Consider the following 25,677-nt stretch of genomic DNA (forward strand, 5'->3'; position numbering starts at 1 on the left):
TGTCAGCCGCTTTCGTAGTTCATGCCGTCGACATCAAGGCTTGGGGTCAGCCACTCGGGAAAGCCACCTTCGAACCGGCGTGATGCCCAGCCTCGCGCCCTCAGGATTGCCAGCGCGTCGGCAGAGAGAACGCACTGGACACCACGGCAATAGGCGACGATGACCTTCTCTCGTGGAAGCTCGGCAAGTCGTTCTTCCAGTTCACCCACGGGAATGTTGATCGCACCCGGCAAATGCCCGGCCGCGTATTCCTCTTGCGGCCGGACGTCGAGCAACACGACTTCTTCGTCCCGCATGCGGCGCACCAGTTCCTCGCGCGAGATGCTCTCCAGCCTGTCCGGCCGGCTCATAGTGTCATCGATAAGCTCGCGGATTTGCTCGCGCCTGTGGTTCGCAAGGCTGCGCAGCGCCCCAAGCACGTTTTCGATTGGACCATCGGCCAAACGATAAAGCACGCGTTTCCCGTCTCGCCGGGTCTGCACCAAGCCGGCCCGCTTGAGCTGTTGAAGATGCTGCGAGGTGTTGGCCATGGCGATGCCGGAAAGTTGCGTCAGCTGCTCCACGGCCAGTTCGCCGTCGGCAATGTGGCGCAGAAGAACCAGCCGGTGTGTATGCCCCAGCGTGCGGGCGAGATCGGCTATTTCGTCAAAGATCGGATGATGGACATCTGCGTTTTTCATATCGCATGATACAATAATCAAACGATCAATCAATACATTGAACGTTTTATTTGAAACGGCTAGTGTCTGGCGCCGTGACAGGAAGCATGGACAAGGCAGGAGCAAAAAAATGAACGAGCAGTTGGAGTTCGTTGTCCGCGCAGCCGCGATCGGAACGGGGGCGACGGCGGTGATGGATCTCTGGGGATTGTTTCTGAAACGAACGTTGGCGATTCCGCCGCTTGATTATGCCTGGGTCGGCCGCTGGATCGGCCACTTTCCGCGAGGACGTTTCGCACATACGAATATCGCTCAGGCGCCCCGAATTCGCGGCGAAACGCCGATTGGCTGGGTCGCGCATTACGCGATCGGCATCATCTTTGCTGCATTGCTGATGGCAGTATGGGGCCTCGACTGGGCACGAGACCCGACATTGCTTCCCGCCCTTGTTGTCGGCATGTCCACTGTCGTTGCCCCGTTTTTCATAATGCAGCCGGCCTTTGGAGCCGGAATTGCAGCCTCGAAAACGCACAATCCGAGCACCGCGCGTCTGCGCGGCCTCATCACTCATCTGTCCTTCGGCGTCGGGCTGTATGCCGCTGCATTGTTTTCCGCACACCTGTTCCCGATCTGATACTGGTCGATTGCGGTCGGCTTTCAGGACACAACCCCAATATTTTGCAAATGCGGGAGCAAGCACGAAATTTAAAAAGCGAGACACTGCCCACCCGCGTTCGCCACCCGCCTTTGGCTTGCACCCCGCCCCACCTTCCGCTATAGAGCCGCCACCCGCGTAGACACCCTTGGAGGCAACGCGGCGGAAGGCTGTCCGGCCTCACGTGATCCCAAAAAAGATTTTGGACCAGATCATGTAAGGCCATGACGGCTTTCGACGTTTACGGCCCAGGCATCTCGCCGGCCGCGAACGCTCCAGAACAACGCGAAAGGAAATGCCATGAGCCAAGCTTCTTACGAGCTCAAGGCCGAAGCGCGCGAACAGGTCGGTAAGGGGTCCGCCCGTGCAGTTCGCCGCAACGGTAAAGTGCCTGCAGTAATCTACGGCGACAAGCAGCCTCCCCTGGCGATTGCGCTGACCTACAAGGACATCTACTACAAGATCCATGGCGGCGGGTTCCTGACCACGATCGCCACGATCGATGTCGACGGCAAGAAGATCCAGGTCCTGCCGAAGGACTACCAGCTCGACCCGGTCAAGGATTTTCCGGTCCATGTCGACTTCCTGCGCATCGGCAAGGACACCGAAGTCAATGTCGACGTGCCGGTCCACTTCATCAACGAGGACAAGTCGCCCGGCATCAAGCGCGGCGGCGTGCTCAACATCGTGCGTCACGAGGTCGAGTTCCACTGCCCGGCCAATGCGATCCCGGAATTCATCACCGTCGATCTCACCGGCACCGATATCGGCGATTCGATCCACATCTCGGCGGTCAAGCTGCCGGCCGGCGTCAAGCCGGTGATCTCCGACCGCGACTTCACCGTCGCGACCATTGCCGGCTCCGCGGCGATGAAGCCGGAGGCGGAAGAGACGGTCGAAGCGGCTGAACCCGAAGCGGCTCCTGCCGACGAAGAGAAGTGATCCTTTCCGCTCGGAGGTGACGATGCTGCTGTTTGCAGGTCTCGGCAATCCGGGCGCGAAATACGCTGACAACCGGCACAATGTCGGCTTCATGGCGGCGGACGCAATCGCCCGCCGCCATTCCTTTTCGCCCTGGTCGAAAAAGTTCCAGGGCCTGATCGCCGAAGGCACGCTTGCCGGCGAAAAAATCATCCTGATCAAGCCGCAGACCTTCATGAACCTGTCCGGCCAGTCGGTCGGCGAGGCCCTGCGCTTTTACAAGCTCGACGCTTCGGCGCTGACCGTCTTTTATGACGAGATCGACCTTGCCGCCGGCAAGGTGCGGGTCAAGGTCGGCGGCGGTTCCGGTGGCCACAACGGTATCCGCTCGCTCGAGCAGCATGTCGGCAAGGATTTCCGCCGTGTGCGCATCGGCGTCAGCCACCCCGGCGTCAAGGAAATGGTGCATGGCCATGTGCTTGGCGATTTCGCCAAAGCCGACCGCGAGTGGCTGGACGTGCTGCTCGACACCATCGCCGACGATGCCGGACTGCTTGCCAAGGGCGACGACAATTCCTTCATGAATCGCGTGACGCTGGCCTTGCGCGACAAGCTCACGCCGACGAGCGACGACGACCGCCCGCCACCCAAGGCGCCGAAAGCACAAAGCCACGTTCGCCAGGCGCGGCCGCAGCAGCCGGCGGCCAAGCTGCCCGAAACCGGCCCGATGGCCGCCATGCTGAAGAAGCTGTTTGGCGGCAAGGATTGAGCCTGGCCACGGATCGGGGCTGCAGGGCTTGACGTTCGTCACCCGTTTCGCCCATAGCCCTCAACACATTACGATTTCCCGATAGGACCGGATAAAAATGGGTTTCAAATGCGGCATCGTTGGCTTGCCCAACGTCGGCAAGTCGACGCTTTTCAACGCGCTGACCAGAACGGCGGCGGCGCAGGCCGCCAACTATCCGTTCTGCACCATCGAACCGAACACCGGCGAAGTGGCGGTGCCCGACCCGCGCCTGCAAAAAATCGCGGCGATCGGCAAGTCGAAGGAGATCATCCCCACCCGCATCTCGTTCGTCGACATCGCCGGCCTGGTGCGCGGCGCTTCGAAAGGCGAAGGGCTGGGCAATCAGTTCCTGGCCAATATCCGCGAGGTCGACGCCATCGTCCATGTGCTGCGCTGCTTCGAGGATGACGACATCACCCATGTCGAGGGCCGCATCGATCCCGTCGCCGACGCCGAAACCGTCGAGACCGAGCTGATGCTCGCCGATCTCGACAGCCTCGAGCGCCGCATCGTGCAGTTCCGCAAGCGCGCTTCCGGCAAGGACAAGGAGGCGCTGACCGTGCTTCCGATGATGGAAGCCGCCCTTGAGCTCCTGCAGGCCGGCAAGCCGGCCCGCATCCTGCTCAAAAACATCTCCGCGGAGGATCTGCGCATCCTGCAGGGGCTGAACCTGCTGACATCGCACCCCGTGCTCTATGTCTGCAATGTCGCCGAGGCCGATGCTGCCCCCGGCAACCAACATACCGAAGCGGTCGAACAGATGGCTGCCGCGCAAGGCGCCCGCACCGTGGTGATTTCGGCGGCGATCGAAGCCGAGGTCGCGCAGCTCGGCGACGAAGAGGAAATGGAATTTTTGGCGACCCTGGGCCTCGACGAACCCGGCCTGAACAAGGTCATCCGCGCCGGCTACGAGCTGCTGCAGCTCATCACCTATTTCACCGTCGGGCCGAAGGAGACCCGCGCCTGGACCGTGCACAAGGGCGCCAAGGCGCCGCAGGCTGCAGGCGTCATCCACACCGATTTCGAGCGCGGCTTCATCCGCGCCCAGACCATCGCCTACAACGACTTCGTCACGCTGGGCGGCGAAGTGGCGGCCAAGGAAGCCGGCAAGGCGCGCGACGAAGGCAAGGAGTATGTCGTCCAGGACGGCGACATCATGCTGTTCAAGTTCAACACCTGAGCTGACCGACGGCGCCTTCTTCCTTCTCTGGTGCCAAGCTGGAACACCCCTCATCCGACCTCGCTTCGCGAGGCCACTTTCTCCCACAAGGGGGAGAAGGAAGAGCCGTTCCGGCGCGGCTTGACTGCCCGCAACGCCCGGTCTAAGGGGCGTCTGCACCGGCCCTGCTTTCGTCGAAAGCGCGTGCAATCCGAAACGACGCGCCCGCTCCAACCTATCCTTTTGGCCTCAGCAACGGAGACCCGGCGATGATCAAGGCATTCGTCGTGGACAATGATCGCCTGCGCCTTGCCAACGATCTCCTGGCAAACAGCGACCAGGTCGTCTGGGCCGATCTTGTGAGCCCGACAAAGGAAGAGGAAGCGGCCATCGAGGCCTGGCTCGGCGTTGCCATTCCGACGCGCGAGGAGATGGAGGAGATCGAGATTTCGAGCCGCCTCTATGTCGAGGACGGCGCCTATTTCATGACCGCCATTCTGCCGGCCCAGACCGAGGCCGACGATCCCCTGATGTCGCCGGTCACCTTCGTGCTGGCCGGCAACAGGCTGATCACCGTGCGCTACCACGAACCGAAGGCCTTCAAGACGTTTCCGCAGCGCGCCGAGAAGGTGGCGACCGGCTGCACCAGCGGCGACACCATCCTGATCGGCCTGCTGGAGGCGATCGTTGACCGCCTCGCCGACATTCTGGAGCGCGCCGGCCGCGACATCGAGGCGATCTCGCGCGACATCTTCCAGCCAAGCTCGACCAAGGCGTCGAAGCGCAATCGCGATTTTCAGGAATTGCTGAAAGCCATCGGCCGCAAGGAGGACATCGCCTCCTCGATCCGCGACAGCCTGATCTCGCTGCAGCGGCTCGCCGGCTTCCTCACCCACGCCTCGACCCAGACCAAGATGAGCAAGGACATCCGCGCGCGCATCAAGACCTTGTCGCGCGATGTGCTGTCGCTCGCCGACCACGCCACCTTCCTGTCGCAGAAGATCAACTTCCTGCTCGACGCGACGCTCGGCATGATCTCGATCGAGCAGAACGCCATCATCAAGATCTTTTCCGTCGCCGCGGTCATCTTCCTGCCGCCGACGCTGGTCGCCTCGATCTACGGCATGAATTTCAACGTGATGCCTGAACTGACCTGGAACTTCGGCTATCCTTTCGCCATTGGCTTGATGATCCTCTCGGCGATCCTGCCCTTCTGGTATTTCCGCCGCCGCGGCTGGCTGTAGAGGCTTCGGAGCTTCCATTGCGTTGAGCGTGATGGCCTGGCGCACCAGAAATGACTTGACCGCCCCGCCTGCATCCGGGAAACCCGATCCGTGTCGATCGTACAATCTTGAACCGGATTCCAGACCATGACCGGAAAGAACGAAAAGACTTGGGCCTATGAGGATTTCGTCGAGGGCGCCTCGCTCGACCTCGGCACGAAGCTGGTGAGTGCGGCCGAGATCATCGAATTCGCGCAAGAGTTCGATGCGCAGCCGATGCATCTCGACGAGGCGGCGGGCAGGGCCAGCATCCTTGGCGGGCTGGCGGCCTCCGGCTGGCACACCTGCGCAATGTTCATGCGCATGCTGTGCGACGCCTTCCTGCTGGACTCGACCTCGCAGGGCGCCCCTGGTGTTGATCAGGTCCGGTGGAAGAGGCCGGTGCTGGCCGGCGACATCTTGAGCGGCAGCACCACCGTCCTTGCCAAGCGTCTGTCCAGATCCAAGCCGCAGCTCGGTCTCGTCACTTTGCGCAGCGAGCTTTTCAACCAGCGTGGCGAAGGCGTCTTCGAACTCGAGAACACGGTCATGTTCCTCGCCCGTGATGCCGCACAGGGCCGCTCATGACATTGGACGACTTCTTCTGCATCGGCGTCACCGTCACCCTCGGCTCGCATAGATTCGAGCCCGAGGCGATCAAGGCGTTCGCCAAGAAATACGATCCGCAGATATTCCATCTCGACGAAGAGGCGGCGAAGAACAGCGTGTTCGGCGGCCTGTGCGCCTCCGGCTGGCACACAGCTGCAACCTGGATGAAGTTGAACCTCGAGACCGGCGTGGAAGCCGAGGGCGTCCGCTGGGCCGGCGCTGGGCCCGCCCCCGAATTCGGCCCCTCGCCCGGCTTCAAGAACCTCAAATGGCTAAAACCCGTCTATGCCGGAGAAACCGTGACCTTCACCCGCACCGCGCTTGCCCACCGCCCCATCGCATCGCGGCCGGGCTGGCGAGTGCTGACGCTGCGCTCGGAGGCTTTCGATTCGACCGGCGACAAGGTCATCGAATTCGAAAGCGCCGTGCTGGTGAAGGTGGAGTGAGCGCCCTTTTTCCTTCTCCCCTTGTGGGAGAAGGTGGATCGGCGCGTAGAGCCGAGACGAATGAGGGGTGCTCCAGCTTGGCACTGCGGCACTCCATGCAGCACCCCTCATCCGACCTCGCTTCGCGAGGCCACCTACTCCCACAAGGGGAGAAGGCAGAACACTCTCTCAATGCCCTTCGAACCCGATCAGCGTCCTGACCGGCACGCCGAGCGCTTCGAGCTTCTCGCGACCACCGAGGTCCGGCAGGTCGATGACGAAGCAGGCGGCGAGGATGTCGGCGCCGATCTGCCGCAGCAGCTTGACCGCTGCCTCTGCCGTGCCGCCGGTGGCGATCAAATCGTCGACGAGGATCACCTTCTCACCCGGAGACACGCCATCCCTGTGCATCTCCATCTCGTCCAGCCCGTATTCGAGGCTGTAGGCGACACGCACCGTCTCGTAAGGCAGCTTGCCCTTCTTGCGGATCGGCACGAATCCGGCCGAGAGCTGGTGGGCGACGGCGCCGCCAAGGATGAAACCGCGCGCCTCGATGCCGGCGATCTTGTCGACCTTCTGGCCGGCATAGGGATGCACCAGCTCGTCGATGGCGCGGCGGAAGGCGCGCGCATTGCTTAGCAGCGTGGTGATGTCGCGAAACAGGATGCCCGGCTTCGGATAGTCCGGAATGGTGCGGATCGCGGCAAGCAGCGTGTCTTCGAGCGAAGGTTTCATGGGGCGGCTCTCCGGGCGTTCGTCCGACTTGAAGACATGAGAGGGAATTTTGGCCGATCGTAACCCGGCGCGGCCGCCGACGGCTACCGCGATGTGGCGCCTGGAAGAAAATTGTCCGGCAAAGGACTGGAGCCGGCGACCTTCGGAGGGGGCCTTCGGAGGCAGTCCTCGGACGCGCAAAAAGGGCGCCCTTCGACGCCCTTTCGATTTCGTGGTTTTCCGTAGCTCAGTGCGCCACGCCGGCCCACACCTTGCGCTTGGTCAGATAGACCAGCGCGCCGAACAGCAACAGGAAGACCAGCACGCGAAAGCCGGTCTTCTTGCGAGCTTCCAGATGCGGCTCGGCTGCCCACATCAGGAAGGCCGACACGTCGCGGGAATACTGGTCGACCGTCTGCGGCGAGCCGTCGTCATAGGTCACCTGACCGTCGGAAAGCGGGTTGGGCATCTTCAGCGAGACGCCGGCTATGAAGTACGGATTGTAGTGGGTGCCTTCCGGTATCTCCATGCCCGCCGGCGGCTGCTCGTCATAGCCGGTCAGCAGCGAGTGGATGTAGTCGGGACCGCCCTGGGCGTATTGCGTGAAGATGTCGAAGACGAATTGCGGAAAACCGCGCGTGACGCCGCGCGCCTTGGCCAGCAGCGACATATCGGGCGGCGCAGCCCCGCCATTGGCGGCCGCTGCTGCCTGGTCGTTGGGGAACGGCGCCGGGAAATGGTCGGACGGTATGCCGGGACGCTCGAACATGTCGCCGGCATCGTTGGGACCGTCGTTGATCGTGTACTCGGCGGCCAGCGCCTTGACCTGCGCTTCCGAATAGCCAAGATCTTCCAGCGTGCGAAACGCCACCAATTTCATCGAATGGCAGGTGGCGCAAACTTCCTTGAAGACCTTCAGCCCGCGCTGCAACTGCGCCTTGTCGTAGGTGCCGAAAGGCCCGGCGAAGCTCCAGTCCATCTCCTTCGGCTGGTGTATCGGGAAATGCGTCGGCGCGGCTTCGCTGTGCGCCTCCTCCTGGGCCATCGCCCCGGTGGTCGCGGCCGCAGTGCCTGCCAGCACAAGGCCGAGCAGCGCCAGTGAGGTGAGAATCGTCTTCATACCAAATCCCCTTGAGATTCTCTGGCGCGCTGTCGTCGTCTCGAGCATGATCTTGTCCGAAAACCGGTCTCCACTTTTCGGGGTCATGCTCAGCCCTTGGTTTCCGGCGCGGCTGTCGCGCGAGCCGGATGCCCGCCACCGCCACCCTTGTTCTTCTCGAGAACTGCCTCGGTGATCGAGTTCGGCAATCGCCGCGGCTTCTCGACCAGGCCCAGCACCGGCAGCACGACCAGGAAAAAGGCGAAGTAGAACAATGTCGCCATCTGCGCCATGAAGACGTAGCTGCCCTCGGCCGGCTGCGAGCCCAGCCAGCCAAGCAGGACGGCATCGATCACGAACAGCCAGAAGAACAGCTTGTACCAGGGCCGGTAGACCGCCGAGCGCACTTTCGAGGTGTCGAGCCACGGCACCAGGAACAGCATGGCGATGGAGCCGAACATCGCGAGCACGCCACCGAGCTTCGAGTTGATCGGCCCGATATTGAAGGTGATGGCGCGCAGGATCGCGTAGAACGGCAGGAAGTACCATTCCGGCACGATGTGGGCCGGCGTCTTCAGCGGGTCGGCGACGACGTAGTTGTCCGGATGGCCGAGAAAGTTCGGCAGGTAGAAGACGAAATAGGCGAAGATGAACAGGAACACCAGCATCCCGAACGCGTCCTTGATGGTCGCGTAAGGGGTGAAAGCGACGGTATCGGTCTTCGATTTGACCTCGATGCCGGTCGGGTTCGACTGGCCGACCACATGCAGCGCCCATATGTGCAGCACGACGACGCCGGCGATCATGAACGGCAACAGGTAGTGCAGTGAAAAGAAACGGTTCAGCGTCGGGTTGTCGACAGCGAAGCCGCCGAGCAGAAGCTGCTGGATCCATTCGCCGACCAGCGGAATGGCGGTGAAGAAGCCGGTGATGACGGTCGCGCCCCAGAACGACATCTGTCCCCAGGGCAGCACATAGCCCATGAAGCCTGTCGCCATCATCAGGAGATAGATGATGCAGCCGAGGATCCACAGAAGCTCGCGCGGCGCCTTGTAGGAGCCGTAATAGAGGCCGCGGAAGATGTGGATGTAGACGGCGACGAAGAAGAACGACGCGCCGTTCGAATGCAGATAGCGCAGCAGCCAGCCCGAATTCACGTCGCGCATGATCTTCTCGACCGAATCGAAGGCCAGACTGCTGTCCGCCGCGTAGTGCATGGCCAGCACGATGCCGGTCAGCATCTGCGCCGCCAGCATGAGCGCCAGGATGCCGCCGAAGGTCCACGCATAATTGAGGTTGCGCGGCACCGGATAGGCGACGAAGCTGTCATAGACCAGCCGCGGCAGCGGCATGCGGGCGTCGACCCAGCGTCCGATACCGGTCTTGGGCGTATAGGTCGAGTGTCCCTCGCTCATCGAAATGTCCCCTCGCCTCAGCCGATACGGATCTTGGTGTCGGAAATGAACTGGAATACCGGCACCGACATGTTCTCCGGCGCCGGCCCGCCGCGGACGCGGCCGGCGGTGTCGTATGTCGAACCGTGGCACGGGCAGAACCAGCCGCCGAACTCGCCTTCCTGGCCGAGCGGAATGCAGCCGAGATGGGTGCAGACCTGGACCATCACCATCCAGGCCTCCTTGCCCGGCGTGGTACGGTTGGCGTCGGTCGCCGGCGCATCGGCCGGCAGATTGGCGTTGCGGGCGAGCGGATCCTTGAGCTCGGCCAGATTGACCGCCTCGCCGTCCTTCATCTCTTGTTCGGTGCGATTGCGCACCACCACCGGCTTGCCGCGCCATTTCACGACAAGCGACGTTCCCGGCGTCAGCGAGGAGACGTCGACCTCTACCGAGGCCAGCGCCAGCGTCGAGGCATCCGGGCGCATCTGGTCGATGAACGGCCAGGCGACGGCACCCGCGCCGACCACCGCGGCCATGCCCGTGGCGACGTAGAGAAAATCACGACGGTTGGGATCCTGGATGTCGGTTGCGCTCACGGGTGCCTGATCCTTTCGCCTCTTCCGTGCCGGTGGCCGAGGCTTGTTCCCCGCTCTTTCACGCCAACCCGACAGCGCATGGCGAACAGGCTAGCGAATTCCTCCGGCAATTGGCCTTCGGTTTATGCGTGAAGCCCGTTTTTGTCCAGACGGGTGAAGGCACAAGGGCAGATTGTCGCGGGGACGCAATTCGACGGCGGACGGCGTGGCGACGAAGACGGCGAAGCCACAGGAAAACAATGGCAAAACCGGCGCCGGTGTTTGCCTCGACAGGAGACCCAGCCTCGGTCTATCCTCGGCTCATGGCGCATGTCATCGACCGCGACAAATGGGCCAGGAGCCCCGACCATTGGCAGGGTGAACTGCAGTGCGGCGCCTACGGCTCCAGAAGCTGCCTGATCTTCAACCATCTGCCGGAGATCGGCGGCGGCCCGCGGCTGCACATGCATCCCTATTGCGAGATTTTCATTATCCGCGCTGGCACCGGCCTGTTCACCGTCGGCGACCGACAGATCGAGGCGTCGGCCGGCCAGATCCTGATCGTGCCGCCGAACACGCCGCACAAATTCACCAATCTCGGCCCTGGCCCGCTGGAGACCACCGACATCCACGAAAACGGCAGCTTCATCACCAAATGGCTGGAGTAGGCCATGATCACGAACCGAAGGTCCGCGTCAGCGAAAACCGAAACCGGTTTTCGGAAAAGATCATGGTCGAACTAGTGATGAAAATCTGACGCTTGGTACCCGAGGTTAGACAACCGCTTTGGTGGAGAGCGGAAGTACCAGGAATTGTCATCTGTAGCAGGATTGAGGTCCAAAACTGCCATTCGATGATGCGTGTAAGCGAAGATCCAAAATTTTCTGGAATCTTGCGGATCTTCGCTTGGGTGCCGTCTCAGCTCGTCCAAAACATTCGGGCCACCCCGGGAAATGTCGGCTCAGTCGAGGCTGGCCGGTGACGAGAACGGCCGATTGGCATCCACCACGAAGATGGCCAGCTCGTCGAGATCGGTGGTGCCGGCGTTGAACACCTCCATCGGCGTGTCGGCCCCGTGTCCGGTCATGGACGTGCCGGCTTCAGTATAGGTTACGCCGTGGGGCGTCTTCTGGCCGAGCTTGCCGGCCAGCACATAGAAGGCCTCCGGTCCCGGATGCGTGTGGACTTTTGTCTTGGCGCCAGGCGCTCCACCGGCGCGGTTGACACGCAGCAAATACTCGCTCGCGCTGATCGGCGGAAGGGGACCGATCTCGACGACCTTGGTTGCGCCGGGCGTAGAGCCATCCTTCGGTCCAAGCGTGAACAGCCAGACCTTGCCTGCGACCTCCGCCGCAAGCGAGGTCGGGCCGGCAGCGCTTTGGGCCTTCGCCAACGTTGGGAAATTTTCCAGCCGCCAGTACAACGGTCCGGAGGGCAGTTCCTTCACCTTTTTCTCAACCACCGGCTCGACAGCGAATTTGCTGTCTGCGGGCATTGAGGCTGACGTCATCAACCCGAAAGCACACAGGGAGAACAAAAGCACGCCAATCCGGCGAGCGCTGAGAGAATGCGGCTTCATGGTCGGTCCTCCTTTGCTTGGTCGTCCCCTCGACCAAAATATTAGTTGCCGCTAAGATATCATCTTTGCCGCCTTACGGCACCAAATTTCGGGCCACCCGAGAGCGCCTGCCGCCAAAGAGGTCGGATCGCACGAAGGACCGCTTGTCGCGCGACCGCGCCGGGCATTGGCAATTTGGCTGCACTGTAAATGCCGGCTGCAGCAGACATCCTGACACCGACGTGTCTCCGCCTGCCTTCGCTCGTTAAACTCATCGCAGCTCGGGCGATATCGCTTGAGGCCAGGTTTCGGTCCGAGCGTGAAAAGCCAGACCTTGCAAAATCACGGTTCGGATGCGCAGTCGCAGTAATGGAAGGTGGCGAGATAGCCGGGGAGTACGCGCATGAACTCCTGTTGATGGGTCCAAGCTCTGCATTCGGCCATGGAGGTCATGGGTTTCACCTGGGGGAGCCTGACTAGCTTCCCCTGGTTGGTAAGATGGATTGTGACAGCGATAGCGGTGAACATGGCGCGGTCATCCATCGACCTAAGGCTGGCGACATTGTGACTGCCGGAGTTGGGACGAACGTCGTCCGAGGCAACCTCGTTGACATGATCAGGGCCACAGATTCGTGCGGTGCGGGAATCTGCGTTTGCAGCGGTTTGCGCTGCCAAAAGAAGAGCCAGAGCAATGATGAGCTTGGTGCGATTCATTTCGTCCTCCGTTCCATCCGGTGCTGCAGGGATCGCTTGGAGGCGGCGGCCGAATGGGCTAAGCTAGGAAGCGCGCCAGGAAGGTGAAATGTCCCGAACGGCCCCTGAAATTGATCTGAAATCTGCTGAAACGATCACGTTTCGCGGTTTTGTCTTCCTGACGAAATGCAAAGAACTCCGAACCGTCGAAGGCAAAGCGGTCAATCTTCGCAGCCAGTCCGCCGAGGTGCTCTCCGCGCTCGCGGCGCGACCGGGCGAGATCGTGTCCAAGGATGCGCTGATGCAGGCGGTCTGGCCCGATACCTTCGTGACTGACGATAGTCTCACCCAATGCATTGCCGATATTCGCCGCGCATTGGGAGACGACAAGCACATGATCGTGCAAACCCTTCCGAAGAGAGGCTACCGGCTGAACGCCGATCCATCGGACGCGGCGGAGCCAAACGCCGCGGCCGGCCGGGAACCAGGCAGGACACGATTCTCGCGACGCGGCTTCATTCTTGCCGCACTCGTTCTCGTTGCGGGAGCCATCGGCGCATACTACGGCATGGAGACTTGGCGAGTCGCTCCGGTTCCTTCGAGCGACATGCCGAGGATTGCGATCCTTGCCTTCGACGACTTCAGTACCGGTGCGGACAAGGGTTATCTCAGCGATGCCGTCGCTGAGGGCATCATCACTGAGTTGGCGCGGAGCAAGACTTATGCCGTCATCGCCCGGAACTCGAGCTTCAGGTACCGCGACCAGCCGGTCGACGCCAGGCAGATTGGAGATGAGCTCGGCGTCGACTACCTGCTCGAAGGCAGCCAGCAGAAGATCGGAAACCGGCTGAAAGTGACGGCCCAGTTGCTGAACGCGCATGACGGATCGCATGTCTGGGCCAACACCTACAACCGCGAGATTGGCGATCTTTTCGTCGTCCAGGAGGAGATCATCCGCACGCTTGCGGATCGGGTCGGGCGCAGGATCGAGCGCCCGCTGCCACAGAGCGACGCCGCGCAGGTCAGCGCACTGAGCTATGTCCAGATGGGGTTTGCCGAGACCGACAAGGACTTCTCTGCCGCGGGGAACGAGCTGCTACGGCAGTTCAGCCTCAAGGCGGTCGAAGCGGATCCAGACTCCCAGTACGGCTATATCGGGATGGCCTTTGCCTATCGCAATGACGCGCTATTCTGGCACAAGCAGGAGAACAACCCCGACGAGGCGTTGAAGCGCGGCGCCGAATACGCGGACAAGGCAATCCTGCTCGCTCCGGACGATGCCAACGCGCATTATGTCCGCGCCAAAATTCATACCGAAGCCGGAGAGATCGAGCAGGCCATTGCTCGGTACGATCAGGCGATTGCGCTGAATCCCAGCGCCTCGAATATCCTAGCCGGCAGTGCGTCCCCGCTGATCTTTGCCGGCCGAATCGACGAAGCGATCGATCGGATTGAGCAGGCCAAGGGCATCGATCCTTTCCATCCTGACTGGTACCACTGGGACATGGGCTGGGCGCTGTGGGAAAAGAACGATTGCGAGGCTGCGCTGACGGCGATGCGGAAAATGGCCAGAATGCCGAGCGGCGCTCATCGAATGCTTGCGGGGATCCACGCCTGCCTGGGAAACGAGAGGGAGGCAAAGGAAGCGCTTGCGATTTTCCTCAATGACTCGCCCGGCGACTCCATCAGCAAACAACGCAAGCAGTGGGAGAAGATGTGGGCCGCTCCCAGCCTCGAGCGCTGGATCGAACACATGCGGTTCGCGGGTTTGCCGGAGTGACGCCGACCTTTTGCCGCCCGGCAGAAGACCGATTGGCCGCTAAACCTTTGAAGTTTTTAGGCGTATTAGCGCTGATTGTCCTCAAGACTAGCGCCATAATGCGCTCGCACCCGAACTTCTGGAACGGTCGAAATCGGTATTCCTCTTCGGTAGCATGAGCTTTTCAACACCGTTGTCTATTTCGCGCCGAGCCTAGCCAGCACGGCCTTGGGAATATTGTATTCCCGGATCACTGCGTCGTGCTTGCGCAAGCCGCACAATTCGCGCTGGATGAAGTAGGCGTGGACCGCCTCGGCCGCGTCCTTGAGCAGCCGGGCGCGATGCTCGCCATCGTCGCCATGTTCACGCAATCTCGCCAGCGTTTCATCCACGCGCCGGCCGGCGCGGCCGAGCGCCGCCGCCTTTTCGCCGAGGATTTCATGGCCGAGCAGGTCGAGCGCGCTCTCCTGCGCCCCCGACCGTCCGAAATTGGATGGCATTCGCACCGACATGATTCACTCCGGTTTGCTGAAATCTGGCCCTACTCCGCCGGCCGCGTCTCCTCCAGCACGCTCTCCTCGTTGAACAGGAAGCCGCCGGACTGCCGCTTCCACAGCCGCGCATAGAGCCCATCGAGCGCGACCAGCTCGTCATGCGTGCCTTGCTCGACGATGCGGCCGCCGTCGAGCACCACCAGGCGATCGAGCGCGGCGATGGTCGACAGCCGGTGCGCTATGGCGATGACCGTCTTGTTCTCCATCAGCCGCGCCAGATTTTCCTGGATGGCCGCCTCGATGTCAGAATCGAGCGCCGACGTCGCCTCGTCGAGTATCAGGATCGGCGCGTCCTTGAGGAAGACGCGGGCGATCGCCACGCGCTGGCGCTGGCCGCCAGACAATTTCACGCCGCGCTCGCCGACAAAGGCCTCATAGCCCTGGCGACCGCGATTGTCGCGCAAGTCGAGGATGAAGTCGTGCGCCTCGGCCTTCCTCGCGGCCGCGATCACCTCGGCGTCGGTTGCTTCCGGCATGCCAAGCTTGATGTTGTCGCGCAAGGAACGGTGGAAAAGCGCGGTATCCTGGCTGACGACACCGATGTTGGCACGCAGCGAATTCTGCGTCACCTTCGAGACGTCCTGGCCGTCGATGGTGATCTTGCCGGCCTCGAGCTCGTAGAGGCGCAGGATCAGATTGGCCAGCGTCGTCTTGCCGGCGCCGGACGGCCCGACCAGTCCGACCTTCTCGCCCGGCCGCACGACAAGATCGATGCCGTTGAGCACGCCGAATCCCTTGCCGTAGTGGAACTCGACGTTGTTCACTTCGATCCGGCCGCCGGTCACGACAAGCTCCTTGGCGTCGGGCGTATCGGTCAGGCCGAGCGGCTGCGAGATCAGCGCCTTCGAGTTTTCCAGCACGCCGAGATTCCGCAGGATGCTGTTGAGCTGCATCATCAGCCGGCCGAGCAGCATGTTGAGCCGCAGCACCAGGGACAGCGTGAAAGCGACGGCGCCGACGGTGATCGAGCCTTCGAGCCAGAGATAGACGGCAAAACAGGCGATCGCAGTGATCATGATCCCCGACAGCGTCGTCAGCGCCATGCGCACGCCAGTCAGCCTGCGGGTGAACGGGCGCAGCGCATCGAGATAGATATCGAAACCGCTCCTGATGTAACGGTCGTCGCCATCGGCGGAGAACAGCTTCAGCGTCTGCACGTTCGAGTAGGAATCGACGAAGCGGCCGGTGATCATCGAACCGGCCTCTGCGGTTCGTTCGGCATGCTTGCGGATCGCCGGCAGATAGCGCCTGGCCAGCCAGCCGAAGGCGGTGATCCAGATCACCACCAGCGCCGCCAGCCGCAAGTCGAGGCCGGCGACCAGCACCAGCGTCGTCACCGTATAGACGACCATGAACCAGACGACCTCGATGAAGCTTTGCATCAAATCGCCGGTTGCCTGCCCGGCCTGCCAGACTTTTGTTGCGATGCGGCCGGCGAAATCGTTCTGGAAGAAGTTGTAGGACTGGCGCGAGACATGGCGGTGCGCCTGCCAGCGCACCAGATTGTAGAAGCCGGGGGTGATCGTCTGCTCGTCGACCAGCGCCGCCAGGCCGACGACGATGGTGCGGATGACCAGCACCACGGCGGCCATGAAGACAAGTTCGGGGCCGGCGGCAGTCCACAGCGCGTCCCAGCTGCGCTCGCCGGGGAGCTGGTCGAGAATGTCGACCAGCCTGCCGACGAAGTAGAACAGCCCAGCCTCGACCAGCGGCGCAATGCCGCCGATGACAAGCATGGCGAAGAAGGCGACCTTCGCCTGGCCGACATAGTGCCAGAGGAAACCGCTGACGCTGACCGGTGGCCGAAGGCTCGCGGGCTCCCTGAACGGATAGACCCAGTTCTCGAACCAGCGATAGACGGCAATCATCATTCGGCAATCATCATTCTGGTGCCATCATTCTGCGGCCCATCATTCCGCTGCTTGACCCTTCACAAGGGCATCGTTGGCGGCCGCACCCTCGTCGAGCAGGAAGCCGCCCGACTGACGCTGCCAAAGCTGCGCATAGAGCCCGCCGCTGGCGACGAGTTGCTCATGCGAACCCTCCTCGATGAGGCGGCCCTTGTCCATGACGACGAGCCGGTCCATCGCCGCGATGGTCGAGAGCCGGTGCGCGATGGCGATGACGGTCTTGCCTTGCATGAGCTTGTAAAGGTTCTCCTGGATTGCCGCCTCGGCCTCTGAATCCAGCGCAGACGTCGCCTCGTCGAGGATGAGGATCGGTGCGTCCTTCAGCATGACACGGGCAATCGCGATGCGTTGGCGCTGGCCCCCGGACAATTTGACGCCGCGATCGCCGACATGCGCATCGAAACCGGTGCGGCCACTGGCGTCCGAAAGCCTTGATATGAAATCAAGCGCCTCGGCGCGGCGTGCTGCCTCGACCAGCATCTCGTTGCTGGCGTCCGGTCGGCCATAAAGGATGTTCTCGCGCACTGAGCGATGCAGCAGCGAGGTATCCTGCGTGACCATGGCGATCTGGGCGCGCAGCGAATCCTGCGTCAGCGCCGCGATTTCCTGGCCGTCGATCAGGATCTTGCCGCTTTCAAGGTCGTAGAAGCGCAACAGAAGGTTGACCAGCGTCGACTTGCCGGCGCCCGAGCGGCCGACGATGCCGACCTTTTCGCCCGGCTTCACCGTCAGCGACAGGCTTTCGATCATGCCTTTCTGCTTGCCGTAGTGGAAGCGGATGTCCTCGAAGCGGATCTCGCCCTTGATCACGACAATGTCCTTGGCGCCAGGCCTGTCTTCGACGACGCGCGGCAACGAGATCGAGCTGATGCCGTCCTGCACCGTACCGATATTCTCGAACAGGGTGGACATCTCCCACATGATCCATTGCGACATGCCCCAGAGCCGAAGCACGAGGCCGATGACCAGGGCGACGGCGCCGATCGTCACCACCTGGCCGAGCCACAGCCACAGCGAGATTGCAGTGACCGAAAACAACAGCAGTGAGTTCAGGACGTAGAGCAGGCCGTAGAGCTGCGTCACCAACCGCATCGACCGGTAGACCGTATCGAGAAAGCCGGCCATGCCTTCCCGGGCGAAGGACGCCTCGCGCCGCGCATGCGAGAACAGCTTGACCGTCTGGATGTTGGAGTAGCTGTCGACGACGCGGCCGGTCATGGTCGAGCGCGCGTTGGCCTGCTCCTCGCCGACCTTGCCCAATCGCGGGATGAAATAGCGCAGCAGCAAGACATAGCCGGCAAGCCAGACGGCAAGCGGTGCCGCCAGCCGCCAGTCGGCCGAGCCGACAATCAACAGCATGCCGAGGAAATAGACCACGACATAATTGAGCACATCGATGAGCTTGATGACGCATTCGCGCACGGCGAGCGCCGTCTGCATCAGCTTGGTCGCGATGCGTCCGGCGAACTCGTCCTGGTAGAAGGCCATCGACTGCTTGAGCAGGTAGCGATGCACCTGCCAGCGGATACGCATCGGATAGTTGCCCATCAGCGTCTGCTGGTTGAGGAGCGCATGGAACCAGACCGTCGCCGGCAGCGCGAAAACCACGATGAAAGCCATGCCTGCGAGCTTCCAGCCCTCGGTCTGCAGGAATGTCTCGCGATTCTGCACCGACAGCCAGTCGACGATCCGGCCCATGAAGCCGAACATCCACACCTCGGCAAGGGCGATAGCCGTCACCAGCATCGCATCGATTGCGATGTAGGGCCAGGCGCCGCGCGTATAGTGGACGCAGAAGGCGATCAGCGTCTTCGGCGGCTCGACCGGCTCCTCGGCAGGGAACGGATCGAGCCTTGTTTCAAACCAGCGGAACATTGTCTTGGTACTCACATGCTCGTTTTCGCTCTCGCCGCGCGGGAGCGTGTAGCGTCCTGGGAGCGCATGGCGTCATGGGTCGCGTGGCAGCAAGGACCGGCGTCCCGGAATCACCCGGGCCGCCGATCCTGCTTCGCGCAATATAGGATGTTGCGGGCTTTTCGCCGACAGGCTCGTTTGACGATCCTGACAGCGCTGCGTCGACGACCCGGAGTTTCGCGCCGGATTTCGCGCCAGGGCGGATCAGCCTGATGATCCGGCGCACCAGCGACGGCCGGCTGCGGTCGGGAACCGCGCGCGAGAAGTCGACGTCCGGCAGCATGCCGCGATGCGGGCGCCGGCGGGTTTCGGCGTGAACCGCCGACGAGTAGGTTTCGCCGACCAAAAGCGCCCAGGTCGCCATCCTGCGCTCGTGCAGGTTTCTTGAACCGGGAATTTTGCAGGGATCGAACATCGGTCCGTCCTCCATGTGAAAATAGGGAAGAAAATCCGGCCTGTTCGCAGCTGAATGGCCGGCGAAAGGCGGGGGTTGAACAGCGGCGTGCTCAGGCGGGGCGTTCAGCCCCTTCGACAGCTTGAAAAACATCGCAGGATTCCTTCGAAGACCGAAAAAGGGTTTCGGCTAAGAATCGGTGCGATCGAAATCTAAAAGGTCAGGAGAATCGTCGAACCGAAACCGCCGGCAGGCTGGTAAGCCCACATGAGGGGCGCTGGATGTGCATGATCATCATGAATTACCCCTCCATCGGTTCGGGTTGACAATGCCCGGCGTATAACCGACTTCGCAGAAAATGACCACCCGCCGGTCCAGAAATTTCCAAAACCGCGAACCTGTTGTGGCCGATCTGCCACTTATTAGAAGGATGCGGAAATGAACAACCGTCTCCGCATCGCGCTCTACCAGCCGGATATCGCCGGCAACACCGGGACAATCCTGCGCTTCGCGGCTTGCCTCGGTCTCGGCGTCGACATCATCGAACCGGCCGGCTTCCCGCTCTCCGACCGGGCGCTGAAACGGGCCGGCATGGATTATCTCGAAATGGCGGCGCTGACCCGGCATGTCGACTGGCAAGCCTTCGAGCACTGGCGCAGAGGCGAAGCGCGGCGGCTGGTGCTGCTGTCGACCAGAGCCGCGACCGCCTATACCGATTTCGCCTTCGCCGATGCCGACATTCTTCTGTTCGGCCGCGAATCCGCAGGCGTGCCTGATCCTGTCCACGAGGCGGCGGATGCGCGACTGATCATCCCGATGCAGCCGGGCGCGCGCAGCATCAACGTCGCGCTTTCCGTCGCCATGGTGGCCGGCGAGGCGATCCGGCAGCTCGGATAGGATTTGCAGAGGCGTAGCGGGTGCAGAGATTGTGGCGGCTTTCTCGCCGACGACCGCACCGCCGCTTGTCATTCTCACCCAGGCGCACATCGCCTTCTCCTGCGGTTTGCATATCAAGGGTTTCTTCGTTACAAGCTCAACTTAACTTGAGGTCAAGCGGAAAATTCAAATGGCTGCGGTGACGGAATTGACGGTCGGCCAGGTGGCCACGCGCAGCGGGGTGGCAGTGTCGGCGCTGCATTTCTACGAGGCGCGCGGATTGATCCGCAGCCACCGCACATCAGGCAACCAGCGGCGCTACGGCCGCGACGTGCTGCGGCGGGTGGCGATCATCAAGGTGGCACAGGAGGTCGGCATCTCGCTGGCCGAGATCGGCGAGGCATTGGCATCGCTGCCTGAAGGCCGCACGCCGACGCGCGGGGACTGGAATGTGCTTTCAACCGCTTGGCGCGACCAGCTCGATCGCAAGATTGCCCAGTTGAAGAAGCTGCGCGACGGGCTGACCGACTGCATCGGCTGCGGCTGCATGTCGATCGACAAGTGCCCGCTGCGCAACAAGGAAGACCGGCTGAGCGCCCAAGGCCCGGGCGCAAGGCGGTTGTTGGTCGCTCGCTAATCCGCCGCCGGCAATCGCCTGATGGTGAATTCGATGACGTCGCCCGGCCGCTCGAACCAGCTTTCGATCTCGGTCCAGTAGGCCTGCTTGGGAAAGCGCTCGAACCACTCCTTCGCCTTGAGCCGCGCATCGGAGCGCGGCAGGACGAAGGTCTCGCGCAAAAACCCGTCGCGCGGCATGCGCTCGCGCTCGGCGCGCGAACGGTCGAGCCTCTTCTTCAGGCCATCCAGCGGCGGTCTTGCCGGAGTGCGCACGAAAGAACTCCATTCACACTTGACCCTTGCACCTAAGAGATTAGGGATCGCGGCCGGAAAAGACGAGTCATTTGTCGGGGTACGCCCGACAACCGGAGACAGCATTTGCAACGACCCAAAATACCGGCGGGGCTGCCGGCCGACATCGAACAGAAGAAGATGAAGGCGCGGCTGTGGTTTGAGACGCTGTGCGAGCGCATCTGCGCCGCCTTCGAGCAGATCGAGCAGGACCTGCAGGGGCCGCAGGCCTCATGGTCGCCCGGCCGCTTCGAAAAGACGCCGTGGCAGCGCGACGCCGGCAAGGGCGGCGGCGGCACCATGTCGATGATGCGCGGCCGCGTCTTCGAGAAGGTCGGCGTCCACACCTCGACGGTCTATGGCGAGTTCTCGCCGGAGTTCAGGAAGCAGATGCCGGGCGCCGAGGAAGACCCGCGCTTCTGGGCGAGCGGCATTTCGCTGATCGCCCATCCGTGGAACCCCAACGTGCCGGCGGTGCACATGAATACGCGCATGGTCGTCACCTCGCGCCAATGGTTCGGCGGCGGCGCCGACCTGACGCCGGTGCTCGACCGTCGCCGCACTCAGGAGGACCCGGACACGGTCGCCTTCCACCGCGCCATGCAATTTGCCTGCGAGAAGCACGCTGGCGTCGCCGACCACGCGAAATTCAAGGCCTGGTGCGACGAGTATTTCTATCTGCCGCACCGCAACGAACCGCGCGGCACCGGCGGCATCTTCTTCGACTGGCTGCATTCGGACGAGGACAGAGGCGGCTGGAACGCCGATTTCAACTTCGTCCAGGATGTCGGGCGCACTTTTCTCGTCGTCTACGGGCATCTGGTGCGGGCCAATTTCAACGACAACTGGACCGAGGGCGACCGCGAAGAACAGCTCATTCGCCGCGGCCGCTATGTCGAATTCAACTTGCTTCACGATCGCGGCACCATCTTCGGGCTGAAGACCGGCGGCAACGTTGCCGCGATCCTGTCCAGCCTGCCGCCAGAGGTGAAATGGCCGTAAAATCTCGGTGAGTTGGACGTGAGTCGCAATCGGGTCCAAATCGCAGGATTCTGGCGGCGAATGTGGCGCGCAGAATATCTTTTTCGTCTAATATCCATTTGAAAAAGCAAGACTATTTTCGTTACGGGCCGGGAAACGCCGGCGGTTCTCGCCTCCCTGGAACCGCGACCCGACGCGACTGGACGGCCCATGATTAAGTAGGGCACCTTCCCAAAATGGTGCCTTCATTTCCAGGAGAGCATGCCATGCGCAAGCTTATTATGTCGGTTGCGGCTGCTGCCGTTCTTGCCTCTGGTGGCGCTGCCTTCGCAGCGGTCAAGCATACCACGGGCACGATCAAGACTTACGATGGAACGGCGATGAGCCTCGTTCTGGATAACGGATCTACCTTTACGCTGCCCAAGGCCTTCAAGAATCCTGGCCTGAAGGCCGGCGAAAAGGTCCGCGTTTCGTGGGACATGAGCGGCAAGCACAAAATCGCCGAGGCAGTCACGATCGTGAAGTGATGGCCTGGCCGCTGGAGCAAGACGAGGTCTTGCCTCCGGGGTAGCGTCAAGAGGGCGGAGCAGCGATGCTCCGCCTTTTTCGGTCTCTGCAGCAACCAAAACCATCCGATCGTGTTATGCTGGTTCGGCCAGCGCATGACCCGAAAACCGAACCGGTTTCCGACAGAGATCATGCGTCGATCAAAGGTGCTGGAGCCTCCGTGTCAGAGCAGATGCGGCGCTCCGAGGAGGAAAAGGGAGAAATCCGATGAAGGAATTCCACTGCGGCTCGCTGGTTCCGGGTTGTGACTGGCATACGCGCGCCGACGAGGAAGCCGAGATCATGCGGCGCGCCGTCGAGCATATGCGTGAGACGCATGGCGAGACGATCATTCGCGAGACGATGATCGAAGCGATCCGTTCGCGCATCGAAAAGGCTCGCGACGCGGCCTGATTTGCCTAAGAGACTGTTTCGAAATTCGCTCTGGCGAGTCATATGGTGGTGGCTTCGAGAACCGGAGCGCAGCGGACATTCGGGTCCGTGAGCACCGGAAGCGCAGAAAACGCCATCAGATGGCCGCCAGAGTAGAGTTTCCAAACGGTCTCTAACTTTCGAGTGCTTCTGCGGCGCGCTCGAGAAGTGCGCCGCGATCCAGCGCAAAGCCGGACTCGATCCACTCGTTTTCGAGGTTCTTCAGGGTTGCGCCGAGTTTCGGCCCAGGCGACGCGCCAAGCCTCGCCAGATCGGCGCCCTTGAGCGGAAAGCCGGGCTTTTTCCATTTTTCGGCAAAGGCCAGCAGCCGCGAGACGCCGCCAGCTTCGAGCAGCGCGTCGTTGTCCTCGACGGCGCGGGCTCGAGCGGAAGCGAGCGACAGCCGCAAGCGATCGACTATGCCTTGACGATCGCCGCGATAGAGCCGTTTTGCGAGTCCCGCTTCGGTCGTCTTCGGCTCGACGGGCGCTGTCAGCGCCCACTGCCTGAGGCGACCGGCGTCGCTGACGGAGAACCTCAACCGCTCGGCGAGCGTCTTCATCCGCGCTGCGTCCGGTGGCACGATCGCTTCCAGCCTGAGCAGCGGGTCCGGCACCCAGCCGAGATCCTTCTCCGCCCTGGTCAGCGCATGGATCGCATCGATGCCCCATTTCTCGCTCTCCGGCAGAACGCTGGTGAGCACGCCCGCCTGGCGCATCCACAGCAGGGCGCGCGATGGATCGCGGGCCGACAGCAGCTTCTTCAGTTCGGACCAGACGCGCTCGACCGAGAGTTGGCCAAGCCCCTCCTTGAGCCGGGCGCAAGCCTTCAGCCCTTCGGCATCCGGCCGGCCGTCGCCATACCAGGCGAAGAAGCGGAAAAAGCGCAGGATGCGCAGATAATCTTCGCGGATGCGCGCCTCCGGATCGCCGATGAAGCGCAGCCGGCGCGCCTCGACATCGGCAATGCCGCCGACCAGGTCGACGATCGTGCCGTCGGCCTCGGCATAGAGCGCGTTGATGGTGAAATCGCGCCGTTCCGCATCGGCCTTCCAGTCGCGCCCGAACAACACTTTTGCCCGCCGTCCGTCGGTCTCGATGTCGGCGCGCAGCGTGGTCACCTCGAACGGCTTGCCGCCGGCGACAATGGTGATGGTGCCGTGCTCGATGCCGGTTGGCACCGCCTTGAAACCCGCCGCCTCGGCGCGGCGGATGGTTTCATCAGGCACGGTCGTGGTGGCGATATCGACGTCGGCAACCGGCTGGCCGATGAGCGCATTGCGCACCGCACCGCCGGCGACGCGCGCCTCCTCGCCGCCATCCGCCAAAGCCGCCAGCAGGCGCTGCAAATGCCGTTCCCCGAGCCAGTCGGCCTTGCCCGCGAGCGACACCCGGCCGCTCACGTATAGAGCCTTTCATAGAGCGTGCGGATGATGCCCGCGGTGACGCCCCAGATGCGTTGTCCGTCATAGGGCATTTCGTAGAAGACCCATTCGAGATCGTTCCACATGCGGCTGTCGCGGCCGTGGTTGGCCGGGTCCATCAGAAAGCGCAGCGGCACTTCGAAGGCGGCGTCGACCTCCTCGGAATTCAGCGTCAGTGAAAAGTCCGGCCGCACTATTCCCAGCACCGGGGCGATCCGGTAGCCGCTGCCGGAGACGTAATCGGGCATGCGGCCGATGATCTCGACCCGATCCTGGCCAAGCCCGATCTCCTCGAATGTCTCGCGCAATGCCGCCGCCTCCGGGCTCGGGTCGGTAGGATCGATCGTGCCTCCGGGAAAGGCCACCTGCCCCGAATGGTTGCGCAGCTTTTCCGCCCGCTTGGTCAGCAGAAGCGTTGCGTCGCGCCCGTGATCGACCACCGGGATCAGCACGGCGGCATCGCGCAGCGCCTTTGCGAGCTTCAAACGCGGATGTCCCGGGTTGAAGCGATGGTCACCATAATCGTCGGCGGCATGCGCCAGCGGCTGCGCCGCGACGCGGGCGCGAAAATCCTCGGCCGAAAACGGCGCCGGCGTCACTTGGTCCATAGTGTCACCTGGTCCATCGCGTCACCTGGTCCATCATGCCCCGGTTCATTTGGCCCCGGTCCATTTGGCCCCGGTCCATTTGGCGTCGCCCTCTCATGCGCTCAGCCGCTGCAGCTTTTCCGTCGGCATGATCGGATAGACCGCACCCTTCGAGCGGACGGCAAACATCCTTCGGCCGCCGACCTCGATCTCCTCGCCATGCTCGACCAATTCATACATGACCGGCCGCGCCACCAGCGCCTCAAGCCGTCCGCGCACCAGCACATAAGGTTTCAGGCCGCCGGTTGCCTCCTCGTCGACAAAGCGCAGCGGATGCTCCGGCCCGGCCTCGACCACATCGCCGACATTGGTACGAAAGGTGATGACCTGGCCATCGCCGGTGCCGCAAACATCCATCTCAACGGCGATGAACGGCGCATCGACGACGCGGATGCCGACCCTTTCCACCGGCGTCACCAGGTAGGTCCTGCCGTCTTCGTCCTTGCGCAGCACGGAGGAAAACAGCTGCACCAGCGGCATGCGGCCGATCGGCGTGCCCTGGTAGAACCAGGTGCCGTCCTGTCTGATCTCCATGTCGAGATCGCCGCAAAAGGCCGGATTCCAACGATCCACCGGCGCCGGTCCCTTGCCCGCGCGGGCGGCACGCGAGATCAGCGCCTCCAGTCCGAGCGCCGCGGTCGCTGCCGTCAAACTTCCTTCACGATCGTCGGCGCGTTCTGTCATGGTCACGAAATAGTCACTGTTGTTCCGCTTGTCAGCCTAAGTCAGTGATTTAAGTTCAAAGACAGGCGCCACGCGAGGCCGAATCGCGGCACTCTGTGGCGTCGAAGCTGCAAGCCGGTATTTCCAACGAGA

Annotated in this window: 29 protein-coding genes and 1 pseudogene; 15 read left to right on the top strand and 15 right to left on the bottom strand. The window is 62.4% G+C overall.

Annotated elements, in window-relative coordinates; translation table 11 throughout:
• Positions 1-2: 2 nt before the first annotated feature.
• On the bottom strand, positions 3-713 hold the full coding sequence (locus AC0L2B_RS16555) for an ArsR/SmtB family transcription factor (protein ID WP_473746102.1): 711 nt from the start codon (positions 711-713) through the stop codon (positions 3-5).
• A gap of 76 nt (positions 714-789) precedes the next feature.
• On the opposite strand from AC0L2B_RS16555, the gene AC0L2B_RS16560 reads away from it, so the two are divergent.
• The 7 genes from AC0L2B_RS16560 (at position 790) to AC0L2B_RS16590 (ending at position 6,501) form a co-directional block, all read left to right on the top strand.
• Positions 790-1,293, top strand: a complete 504-nt coding sequence (locus AC0L2B_RS16560) for a DUF2938 domain-containing protein (protein ID WP_473586935.1) — start codon at positions 790-792, stop codon at positions 1,291-1,293.
• A 321-nt stretch (positions 1,294-1,614) separates the two neighbouring features.
• Positions 1,615-2,256, top strand: coding sequence for a 50S ribosomal protein L25/general stress protein Ctc (locus AC0L2B_RS16565; RefSeq protein ID WP_023799895.1), 642 nt, complete (start codon positions 1,615-1,617; stop codon positions 2,254-2,256).
• Positions 2,257-2,278: 22 nt separating this feature from the next.
• Positions 2,279-3,004 (top strand): aminoacyl-tRNA hydrolase, encoded by a 726-nt coding sequence (gene pth / locus AC0L2B_RS16570; RefSeq protein ID WP_473746103.1) that lies wholly within the window; start codon positions 2,279-2,281, stop codon positions 3,002-3,004.
• A 97-nt stretch (positions 3,005-3,101) separates the two neighbouring features.
• A complete protein-coding gene (gene ychF, locus AC0L2B_RS16575; protein WP_473746104.1) occupies positions 3,102-4,205 on the top strand; it encodes a redox-regulated ATPase YchF in 1,104 nt (367 codons plus the stop codon).
• Positions 4,206-4,453: 248 nt separating this feature from the next.
• Entirely contained in the window at positions 4,454-5,428 is a 975-nt protein-coding gene (gene corA / locus AC0L2B_RS16580) for a magnesium/cobalt transporter CorA (RefSeq protein WP_473746105.1), read from the top strand.
• Positions 5,429-5,554: 126 nt separating this feature from the next.
• Positions 5,555-6,034: a MaoC family dehydratase gene (locus AC0L2B_RS16585; RefSeq protein WP_287316643.1), complete on the top strand. Its 480-nt coding sequence runs from the start codon at positions 5,555-5,557 to the stop codon at positions 6,032-6,034.
• Positions 6,031-6,501 carry a MaoC family dehydratase gene (locus AC0L2B_RS16590; protein ID WP_473746106.1) on the top strand — a complete coding sequence of 157 codons (471 nt, stop codon included), beginning with the start codon at positions 6,031-6,033 and terminating at the stop codon, positions 6,499-6,501. The genes AC0L2B_RS16585 and AC0L2B_RS16590 overlap by 4 nt, the downstream gene beginning before the upstream one ends.
• A gap of 168 nt (positions 6,502-6,669) precedes the next feature.
• On the opposite strand, the gene AC0L2B_RS16595 is transcribed toward AC0L2B_RS16590, so the two are convergent.
• The 4 genes from AC0L2B_RS16595 to petA form a co-directional block, all read right to left on the bottom strand.
• The gene (locus AC0L2B_RS16595; protein WP_029349931.1) at positions 6,670-7,215 is read right to left on the bottom strand and encodes an adenine phosphoribosyltransferase; all 546 of its coding nucleotides are present in this window, start codon (positions 7,213-7,215) and stop codon (positions 6,670-6,672) included.
• A 226-nt stretch (positions 7,216-7,441) separates the two neighbouring features.
• Positions 7,442-8,314 (bottom strand): cytochrome c1, encoded by an 873-nt coding sequence (locus AC0L2B_RS16600; protein ID WP_473746107.1) that lies wholly within the window; start codon positions 8,312-8,314, stop codon positions 7,442-7,444.
• Between the two features lie 89 nt (positions 8,315-8,403).
• The gene (locus AC0L2B_RS16605) at positions 8,404-9,708 is read right to left on the bottom strand and encodes a cytochrome b (RefSeq protein WP_091598435.1); all 1,305 of its coding nucleotides are present in this window, start codon (positions 9,706-9,708) and stop codon (positions 8,404-8,406) included.
• A 17-nt stretch (positions 9,709-9,725) separates the two neighbouring features.
• Positions 9,726-10,286 carry a ubiquinol-cytochrome c reductase iron-sulfur subunit gene (gene petA, locus AC0L2B_RS16610; protein ID WP_077380015.1) on the bottom strand — a complete coding sequence of 187 codons (561 nt, stop codon included), beginning with the start codon at positions 10,284-10,286 and terminating at the stop codon, positions 9,726-9,728.
• Between the two features lie 302 nt (positions 10,287-10,588).
• Here petA and AC0L2B_RS16615 point away from each other — a divergent pair, with 302 nt between their 5' ends.
• On the top strand, positions 10,589-10,933 hold the full coding sequence (locus AC0L2B_RS16615) for a cupin domain-containing protein (RefSeq protein WP_473746189.1): 345 nt from the start codon (positions 10,589-10,591) through the stop codon (positions 10,931-10,933).
• 293 nt (positions 10,934-11,226) lie between these two features.
• Here the strand turns inward: AC0L2B_RS16615 and AC0L2B_RS16620 are convergent, their stop codons facing one another.
• Together AC0L2B_RS16620 and AC0L2B_RS16625 are read right to left on the bottom strand one after the other, a co-directional pair.
• The gene (locus tag AC0L2B_RS16620; protein ID WP_473746108.1) at positions 11,227-11,760 is read right to left on the bottom strand and encodes a cupin domain-containing protein; all 534 of its coding nucleotides are present in this window, start codon (positions 11,758-11,760) and stop codon (positions 11,227-11,229) included.
• Between the two features lie 405 nt (positions 11,761-12,165).
• On the bottom strand, positions 12,166-12,537 hold the full coding sequence (locus AC0L2B_RS16625) for a hypothetical protein (protein ID WP_473746109.1): 372 nt from the start codon (positions 12,535-12,537) through the stop codon (positions 12,166-12,168).
• Positions 12,538-12,625: 88 nt separating this feature from the next.
• On the opposite strand from AC0L2B_RS16625, the pseudogene AC0L2B_RS16630 reads away from it, so the two are divergent.
• Positions 12,626-12,889: pseudogene (locus AC0L2B_RS16630) on the top strand (winged helix-turn-helix domain-containing protein); the annotation flags it as partial.
• Between the two features lie 492 nt (positions 12,890-13,381).
• The gene (locus AC0L2B_RS16635) at positions 13,382-14,296 is read left to right on the top strand and encodes a tetratricopeptide repeat protein (RefSeq protein WP_473746190.1); all 915 of its coding nucleotides are present in this window, start codon (positions 13,382-13,384) and stop codon (positions 14,294-14,296) included.
• 176 nt (positions 14,297-14,472) lie between these two features.
• Here AC0L2B_RS16635 and AC0L2B_RS16640 read toward each other — a convergent pair whose 3' ends face one another.
• From AC0L2B_RS16640 to AC0L2B_RS16655, 4 genes are read right to left on the bottom strand one after another with little or no spacing between them, the layout of a single operon-like run.
• Complete coding sequence (locus AC0L2B_RS16640) at positions 14,473-14,787, bottom strand: DUF6665 family protein (RefSeq protein ID WP_202366300.1); 315 nt, start codon at positions 14,785-14,787, stop codon at positions 14,473-14,475.
• Between the two features lie 29 nt (positions 14,788-14,816).
• Positions 14,817-16,700 (bottom strand): ABC transporter ATP-binding protein, encoded by a 1,884-nt coding sequence (locus AC0L2B_RS16645; protein WP_473746110.1) that lies wholly within the window; start codon positions 16,698-16,700, stop codon positions 14,817-14,819.
• Between the two features lie 39 nt (positions 16,701-16,739).
• Positions 16,740-18,614 (bottom strand): ABC transporter ATP-binding protein, encoded by a 1,875-nt coding sequence (locus AC0L2B_RS16650; protein WP_473746191.1) that lies wholly within the window; start codon positions 18,612-18,614, stop codon positions 16,740-16,742.
• Positions 18,598-19,068 (bottom strand): hypothetical protein, encoded by a 471-nt coding sequence (locus AC0L2B_RS16655; RefSeq protein ID WP_287064227.1) that lies wholly within the window; start codon positions 19,066-19,068, stop codon positions 18,598-18,600. The genes AC0L2B_RS16650 and AC0L2B_RS16655 overlap by 17 nt, the downstream gene beginning before the upstream one ends.
• A gap of 417 nt (positions 19,069-19,485) precedes the next feature.
• Here AC0L2B_RS16655 and AC0L2B_RS16660 point away from each other — a divergent pair, with 417 nt between their 5' ends.
• Together AC0L2B_RS16660 and soxR are read left to right on the top strand one after the other, a co-directional pair.
• Positions 19,486-19,944: a tRNA (cytidine(34)-2'-O)-methyltransferase gene (locus AC0L2B_RS16660; protein ID WP_091598453.1), complete on the top strand. Its 459-nt coding sequence runs from the start codon at positions 19,486-19,488 to the stop codon at positions 19,942-19,944.
• 169 nt (positions 19,945-20,113) lie between these two features.
• The gene (soxR, locus tag AC0L2B_RS16665) at positions 20,114-20,560 is read left to right on the top strand and encodes a redox-sensitive transcriptional activator SoxR (protein WP_023799942.1); all 447 of its coding nucleotides are present in this window, start codon (positions 20,114-20,116) and stop codon (positions 20,558-20,560) included.
• On the opposite strand, the gene AC0L2B_RS16670 is transcribed toward soxR, so the two are convergent.
• Complete coding sequence (locus tag AC0L2B_RS16670) at positions 20,557-20,814, bottom strand: hypothetical protein (RefSeq protein WP_006202578.1); 258 nt, start codon at positions 20,812-20,814, stop codon at positions 20,557-20,559. The two genes, soxR and AC0L2B_RS16670, sit on opposite strands and share 4 nt — an antisense overlap.
• Before the next feature lie 105 nt (positions 20,815-20,919).
• Here AC0L2B_RS16670 and hemF point away from each other — a divergent pair, with 105 nt between their 5' ends.
• From hemF to AC0L2B_RS16685, 3 genes are all read left to right on the top strand, one after another.
• The gene (gene hemF / locus AC0L2B_RS16675) at positions 20,920-21,834 is read left to right on the top strand and encodes an oxygen-dependent coproporphyrinogen oxidase (protein ID WP_473746111.1); all 915 of its coding nucleotides are present in this window, start codon (positions 20,920-20,922) and stop codon (positions 21,832-21,834) included.
• A 245-nt stretch (positions 21,835-22,079) separates the two neighbouring features.
• Positions 22,080-22,340: a DUF1344 domain-containing protein gene (locus tag AC0L2B_RS16680; RefSeq protein WP_473586924.1), complete on the top strand. Its 261-nt coding sequence runs from the start codon at positions 22,080-22,082 to the stop codon at positions 22,338-22,340.
• A gap of 247 nt (positions 22,341-22,587) precedes the next feature.
• A complete protein-coding gene (locus tag AC0L2B_RS16685; protein WP_023799945.1) occupies positions 22,588-22,773 on the top strand; it encodes a DUF1059 domain-containing protein in 186 nt (61 codons plus the stop codon).
• 151 nt (positions 22,774-22,924) lie between these two features.
• Here the strand turns inward: AC0L2B_RS16685 and AC0L2B_RS16690 are convergent, their stop codons facing one another.
• From AC0L2B_RS16690 to AC0L2B_RS16700, 3 genes are all read right to left on the bottom strand, one after another.
• Positions 22,925-24,193 (bottom strand): CCA tRNA nucleotidyltransferase, encoded by a 1,269-nt coding sequence (locus AC0L2B_RS16690; RefSeq protein ID WP_473746112.1) that lies wholly within the window; start codon positions 24,191-24,193, stop codon positions 22,925-22,927.
• Entirely contained in the window at positions 24,190-24,822 is a 633-nt protein-coding gene (locus AC0L2B_RS16695) for a CoA pyrophosphatase (RefSeq protein ID WP_473746113.1), read from the bottom strand. Before AC0L2B_RS16695 ends, AC0L2B_RS16690 begins: the two co-directional genes overlap by 4 nt.
• Before the next feature lie 93 nt (positions 24,823-24,915).
• Positions 24,916-25,545, bottom strand: a complete 630-nt coding sequence (locus AC0L2B_RS16700; RefSeq protein WP_473746192.1) for a DUF1285 domain-containing protein — start codon at positions 25,543-25,545, stop codon at positions 24,916-24,918.
• Between the last annotated feature and the right edge of the window lie 132 nt (positions 25,546-25,677).

It is taken from the genome of Mesorhizobium sp. WSM4815 (assembly GCF_055811575.1).

Coding starts and splice junctions, on each gene's coding strand:
- AC0L2B_RS16645 (WP_473746110.1), bottom strand. CDS start 16,700: ATGATGATTGCCGTCTATCGCTGGTTCGAGAACTGGGTCTATCCGTTC.
- AC0L2B_RS16685 (WP_023799945.1), top strand. CDS start 22,588: ATGAAGGAATTCCACTGCGGCTCGCTGGTTCCGGGTTGTGACTGGCAT.
- soxR (WP_023799942.1), top strand. CDS start 20,114: ATGGCTGCGGTGACGGAATTGACGGTCGGCCAGGTGGCCACGCGCAGC.
- AC0L2B_RS16595 (WP_029349931.1), bottom strand. CDS start 7,215: ATGAAACCTTCGCTCGAAGACACGCTGCTTGCCGCGATCCGCACCATT.
- AC0L2B_RS16620 (WP_473746108.1), bottom strand. CDS start 11,760: ATGCCCGCAGACAGCAAATTCGCTGTCGAGCCGGTGGTTGAGAAAAAG.
- AC0L2B_RS16625 (WP_473746109.1), bottom strand. CDS start 12,537: ATGAATCGCACCAAGCTCATCATTGCTCTGGCTCTTCTTTTGGCAGCG.
- corA (WP_473746105.1), top strand. CDS start 4,454: ATGATCAAGGCATTCGTCGTGGACAATGATCGCCTGCGCCTTGCCAAC.
- AC0L2B_RS16590 (WP_473746106.1), top strand. CDS start 6,031: ATGACATTGGACGACTTCTTCTGCATCGGCGTCACCGTCACCCTCGGC.
- AC0L2B_RS16640 (WP_202366300.1), bottom strand. CDS start 14,787: ATGTCGGTGCGAATGCCATCCAATTTCGGACGGTCGGGGGCGCAGGAG.
- AC0L2B_RS16695 (WP_473746113.1), bottom strand. CDS start 24,822: ATGGACCAAGTGACGCCGGCGCCGTTTTCGGCCGAGGATTTTCGCGCC.
- AC0L2B_RS16650 (WP_473746191.1), bottom strand. CDS start 18,614: ATGTTCCGCTGGTTTGAAACAAGGCTCGATCCGTTCCCTGCCGAGGAG.
- AC0L2B_RS16560 (WP_473586935.1), top strand. CDS start 790: ATGAACGAGCAGTTGGAGTTCGTTGTCCGCGCAGCCGCGATCGGAACG.
- AC0L2B_RS16585 (WP_287316643.1), top strand. CDS start 5,555: ATGACCGGAAAGAACGAAAAGACTTGGGCCTATGAGGATTTCGTCGAG.
- ychF (WP_473746104.1), top strand. CDS start 3,102: ATGGGTTTCAAATGCGGCATCGTTGGCTTGCCCAACGTCGGCAAGTCG.
- AC0L2B_RS16615 (WP_473746189.1), top strand. CDS start 10,589: ATGGCGCATGTCATCGACCGCGACAAATGGGCCAGGAGCCCCGACCAT.
- AC0L2B_RS16660 (WP_091598453.1), top strand. CDS start 19,486: ATGAACAACCGTCTCCGCATCGCGCTCTACCAGCCGGATATCGCCGGC.
- AC0L2B_RS16605 (WP_091598435.1), bottom strand. CDS start 9,708: ATGAGCGAGGGACACTCGACCTATACGCCCAAGACCGGTATCGGACGC.
- AC0L2B_RS16680 (WP_473586924.1), top strand. CDS start 22,080: ATGCGCAAGCTTATTATGTCGGTTGCGGCTGCTGCCGTTCTTGCCTCT.
- pth (WP_473746103.1), top strand. CDS start 2,279: ATGCTGCTGTTTGCAGGTCTCGGCAATCCGGGCGCGAAATACGCTGAC.
- AC0L2B_RS16565 (WP_023799895.1), top strand. CDS start 1,615: ATGAGCCAAGCTTCTTACGAGCTCAAGGCCGAAGCGCGCGAACAGGTC.
- AC0L2B_RS16700 (WP_473746192.1), bottom strand. CDS start 25,545: ATGACAGAACGCGCCGACGATCGTGAAGGAAGTTTGACGGCAGCGACC.
- AC0L2B_RS16600 (WP_473746107.1), bottom strand. CDS start 8,314: ATGAAGACGATTCTCACCTCACTGGCGCTGCTCGGCCTTGTGCTGGCA.
- AC0L2B_RS16655 (WP_287064227.1), bottom strand. CDS start 19,068: ATGTTCGATCCCTGCAAAATTCCCGGTTCAAGAAACCTGCACGAGCGC.